The sequence below is a fragment of the Actinomadura sp. NPDC048955 genome (assembly GCF_040649435.1).
GTDB lineage: Bacteria > Actinomycetota > Actinomycetes > Streptosporangiales > Streptosporangiaceae > Spirillospora > Spirillospora luteofluorescens.
The window spans coordinates 1-1,109 of the sequence record NZ_JBEZJI010000209.1 but is presented as its reverse complement, the minus strand read 5'-3'; the positions used below and the strand labels follow the sequence as shown (position 1 = coordinate 1,109).

1 protein-coding gene is annotated in these 1,109 nt (G+C 67.0%); it reads right to left on the bottom strand.

Annotated elements, in window-relative coordinates:
• Nucleotides 1–994 (bottom strand): IS481 family transposase (locus AB0C84_RS46310; RefSeq protein ID WP_361079330.1); only part of this gene is annotated, 994 nt, incomplete at its 3' end.
• Between the last annotated feature and the right edge of the window lie 115 nt (nt 995–1,109).

Here is a 1,109-nt window from a genome sequence, read left to right as displayed (position 1 = left end):
TGTGATGTCCAGGGAGGTTGGTCAGCCGGGTGATCGGTGGCTGGTCTCCGATGGCGGAGTGGGCGCGGTGGTGATTGTAGAAGTGGAGCCAGGACGGCAGGGCGGCGTTGCGTTGCTCGGTTGACTCGTAGATTCGGGCGTAGGCCCAGCCGTCGGCCAGGGTGCGGTGGAAGCGTTCGATCTTTCCGTTGGTCTGCGGCCGGTAGGGGCGGGTGCGCTTGTGCTTGATGTTGAGCTCGGCGCATGCATCACGCCAGGTGTGGGACCTGTAGGCCGAGCCGTTGTCGGACAGGACCCGCTCAACGGTGACACCGCGCTCGGTGAACCATGTCACGGCTCGTTGCAGGATTGCGACGGCGGTGGCGGCCTTCTCATCGGCGCAGATCTCGGCATAGGCGAGGCGGGAGTGGTCGTCGATGACGGTGTGCACGTAGGCGGTCCCGATCAGCGGCCGGTAGTGCCTGCCACGTTGCCCGGTGCGGCGTGCTGTGGCGATGCCGTTGGCCCGGCCCTGCCGGCGGCTGAGGAACTTGTGTCCTCCTCCGTCGGGGATGTTGCCGAATTTGGTGACATCGACGTGGATCAGGGAGCCGGGGTGCGGGTGCTCGTAGCGGCGCAGGGGCTCACCAGTGACGCGATCGATGCGGCAGAGCCGGTTGATCCGGCATCGCACGAGCACGGCGTGCACCGTCGATGCCTGCATCCCCAGCCGGCCGGCGATCTGGACTGGCCCGAGCCGGTGGCGCCACCGCAGCCGCACAATCTGGCGGACCAGGGCCGAACTGGTCTTATTCGGGCTGGAGTGCGGACGGGAGCTGCGGTCGGTCATGCCCGCGGCACCTTCGGCCCGGTAGCGGTCGGCCCACTTCTTGGCGGTGCGTGGGGCGACCATGAACATCGTGGCCGCCGCAGCATAGGTCCAACCACGGTCAACGACGAGCTGGGCGAGCCGCAAACGGGCGCGCGGGGTCAGGGCGGCATTAGCGTGGGACATGAGGGCCTCCGGTCGGCGAAGCGGTGAACTAGACAGCTCCACTTCACAACCGGAGGCCTTCATCTGTCAGACAGACTCACCGATGCCGAGCGGTACAACCTCCCTGGACATCACA